This window comes from Methanosarcinales archaeon (assembly GCA_014859725.1).
GTDB lineage: Archaea > Halobacteriota > Methanosarcinia > Methanosarcinales > Methanocomedenaceae > Kmv04.
Genome location: JACUTQ010000202.1, coordinates 1 through 3,598, shown reverse-complemented (window position 1 = coordinate 3,598; position 3,598 = coordinate 1). Strand labels below are relative to the sequence as shown.

Here is a 3,598-nt window from a genome sequence, read left to right as displayed (position 1 = left end):
TATATTTGCTTGTCTGTTCAGCAACACCGCTTAACGTAGTACCTTCCGGTTTTGCCTCAATTACTCCAACTGCTTTTCGATCCAGATATTTCTGACATTGTCATATTTCAGAAATATATCTCGAACTCCAATCGATACACAACCGAAGAAGCATCGAAAAAATACCGAAACCTTAGATCATGATTCTAGATAAATTCCTTAAAAAAGACACCCCATTAATCCACCCCCCCAGCCGATCTGAACACCGACATTACAGACCTGGACGGGTTCAAACATAGCTTTGATACCGATTTTAATTCCACCACCACCTCAGCAGCAACCAGAATATCAACACGTTGACCTTTTATTATATTGCCGTTATAAACCACATTCACTTCAACCTGCCGTTAAAATGGGATTTCTCTTATACTAAATTCGTAACAAAGTGCTTCTTCGCAAATAGATTCTAGAAGACTAGGGCCAATATGCTTGTGAACTTCAATTGCTGTACCAATTATTTGTTCAGTTAGTGGATCACACATTTTTTCCTCCTTATCTATTCTTTAGATTCTGCGAAGCGAAGTGAAAGTATTTCAAAAAAAAGGCGAATAGAACCTGAAATTGTATGCGGGGGGAGGGATTCGAACCCTCGAACTCCTACGAGACTAGGCCCTGAACCTAGCGCCTTTGACCTGGCTGGGCAACCCCCGCTTATTTGGGATTTTTTTTGTGCTATTGAGCGAAATGCACGCTTGTATCGAACCATTGCAAGGTTCAGCTGCGGCAACATCACATTGGGTTTTCCTAATTCATTTTATGCGTCTTTAATTTATCGCTCTTAAAGGAGACTGTCGGAAAAGACCGTTTTTTCAATATTTAAGCTTTATTGTCTAAACTCTACATGGCGCAGCATGGTGATTTAATTGGAACAATAATGTTGAAAGTTTCACATTAAGGCGCTTTTCAGGTGCTTTTCCGAGAAGTCTCTAAAGAGGAATTATGTTATAGATTAAAACTATGAAAAATAGGCAGAAAGAAAATGTGCATTGATGCCCGAATTTTGGATGATAATAAATTCAATTTTATTGAATGTGAAAATTCAGATTTACTATCGAACATGAAATAAGCATCAAATTGAACATAGTTCTCCCCATTAACTTTTTAACGCCCCACATTATTATAACCCCTGATGCATAAACCCGAATTATTAGCACCTGCCGGAAGCAAAGAAGCTCTGATAGCAGCAGTTGAAAATGGAGCAGACGCCGTATATTTCGGTGGAGAGGCTTACAGCGCAAGGTATGATGCTGCCCTTTCAAATGATGAAATTGAATGGGCTATTGATTACGCTCATATTAACAAAACTAAAGCATATGCAACAGTGAACACCCTTATCAAGGATTCAGAGCTCGAAAAGGTGTGCGAATATCTTCAATTTCTCTGCAATGCAGGGGCAGATGCTGTCATTGTGCAGGATATGGGCATCCTGAAATTAATAAAAGATCAGCTTCCTCTACTTCCCGTCCACGCCAGCACACAAATGACCATTCACAATATGGAAGGTGTCAGATTCCTTGAAGATATGGGAGTAAAACGAGTGGTGCTTGCCAGAGAGCTTTCCCTTAATGAAATTAGAAAGATAAAATCTGAAACCAAAACAGAGATCGAGGTATTTATCCACGGGGCACTATGCTTTTCATATTCGGGTCAGTGTCTTTTTAGCAGCATGATAGGAGAAAAAAGCGGGAACCGTGGATATTGTACCCAGCCCTGCAGGAGAAAATACACAATTGATGGAGCAAAGGGCTATCTTTTGAGTCCTAAAGACCTCAATATTAGCGAACACATCGGACTTCTGATAGAGTCCGGAATTGATTCGTTCAAAATTGAAGGAAGATTAAAGCGGCCTGAATATGTGGCAGGTGTGGTTAGAACTTACAGGATGCTTATTGAGAGATATCTTGAAAACGCAAAAGAGTTTCATGTATCATATGAAGAAAAGCACGCACTTCGCCAGCTTTTTAACCGGGATTTCACCTCGGGATATATATTTGGAAATCCTGGCAGCGATCTAATGAGCAGAAAACAGCCGCATAACCAGGGGACTTATCTTGGTAATGTTGTAAAATATGACTGGAATAGAAAATTTGCATATATTCATATTGAGCAACCATTGAGGATAGGCGATGGAATAGGTACCCAGGGGCGGGGTACGGGAACTACAGTACGAAGCATGTATATCAATAATCAGAGTGTGGAAACTACACCTTCCTGTGCTACAGTCAAAATACCCATGGAAAAAGTCATCTACAGAAATGAGACTGTTTTCAAGACCTATGACTCCAAATTGATGGATTCATTTGGGCTTAAAGACATCATGAAAAAAATTCCAATAACCATATCATTTACTGCAAAACCTGGAAAACCAATTATATTTTGCATTACAGATGGTGAGAATAAAGTCTCGATAAAAGGAGAGATCCCAGGCAAAGCAAAAGGAGCTCCAACATCACAAGAATCTATAATCCAACAATTGAAGAAACTTGGCAACACCTTTTTTGAGTCCGAAAATATCATTCTCGATTTAGATGATAAGATATTCATCCCCATCTCTCAATTGAATTCTCTTCGCAAAATTGCAGTTGATAAGCTTAAAGCAGAACGTACAAAGAACTGGAAACGCACCTGCAAAAAACCTGAAATCATTGTTAACAGTAGAGATGGAAAATATCAACCTGTTCTCTCAGTCAATACATGCTCAATAGAAACCTTTGAAGCAGCTGTTGATAACGGTGCAGATATTGTCTACTTCGATGGAGAATGTGTTAGAGATCCGCTAATAAAAGAAGATTATGATCATATTATTGAGTACGCTAAGAAAAAGGAAGTAAAAGTATATCTCAACACCCCCAGAATTGTTAAAGAATTTGAAGCATCAAAACCGTCTGTAAATCCTGACGGATTTCTTGTTGCAAACCAGGGCGATCTTTATCGCCTTCATAACTCAATAGATAAAAAATCATTGATCATTGATTATCCCTTCAATGTCTTTAACAGGGTAACAATGACATATTATTTAGATTACTGCCAGAGGGTGACACTTTCACCTGAGCTTACATTAGATGAAATACAACATATCGCTTCCAATGGTCCGGTAGAATGTATTGTTCATGGTTTTTTTCCTTTAATGTTATCTGAACATGATCTTTTAGGAGCACTATTCCCTGACGATAATATACATTATGCTCTGCTTGAAGATGAAAAAGGATTTACTTATCAGATAACAACCGACAGGCAAAAACGTACCTATATCATGACCTCCAGGGAACTGTGTATGCTCAATTATATACCCCGTATAATTGAATCGGGTGTCAGTTGCCTGAGAATCGAGGCAAAAACATATGATAAAAAAACTACAGGAAAGTGGACGCAAAGTTACCGCAAAGCCATAGACAACAGGACCAAAGATCGCTGCAAAGCTGACTCCTCCACAGGCCATTATTTCAAAGGTGTATTATAAAATTATGCTTCGCAGATTTAATGACCTGATTTTGACAGATAAATAATAATAATATTGTCCTTAGCATGTTTGTTATTAATGACATACCAAACGAAACTA

General features: G+C 38.6%; 1 protein-coding gene, 1 tRNA gene and 1 pseudogene. 1 reads left to right on the top strand and 2 read right to left on the bottom strand.

What is annotated here, in order from left to right; all coding sequences use genetic code 11:
- Positions 1-215 precede the first annotated feature (215 nt).
- Both IBX40_12035 and IBX40_12030 read right to left on the bottom strand, forming a co-directional pair.
- A pseudogene (locus IBX40_12035) lies at positions 216-521 on the bottom strand (GxxExxY protein).
- Between the two features lie 84 nt (positions 522-605).
- Positions 606-690 (bottom strand) — tRNA-Leu (locus IBX40_12030).
- Positions 691-1,168: 478 nt separating this feature from the next.
- Between IBX40_12030 and IBX40_12025 the strand changes: the two genes are divergently transcribed.
- Positions 1,169-3,499, top strand: coding sequence for a U32 family peptidase (locus tag IBX40_12025; GenBank protein MBE0525039.1), 2,331 nt, complete (start codon positions 1,169-1,171; stop codon positions 3,497-3,499).
- The last annotated feature ends 99 nt before the right edge of the window (positions 3,500-3,598 follow it).

Bases quoted from the DNA above. Each gene is read 5' to 3' on its own strand.
- IBX40_12025 (MBE0525039.1), top strand. From the start codon at position 1,169: ATGCATAAACCCGAATTATTAGCACCTGCCGGAAGCAAAGAAGCTCTG.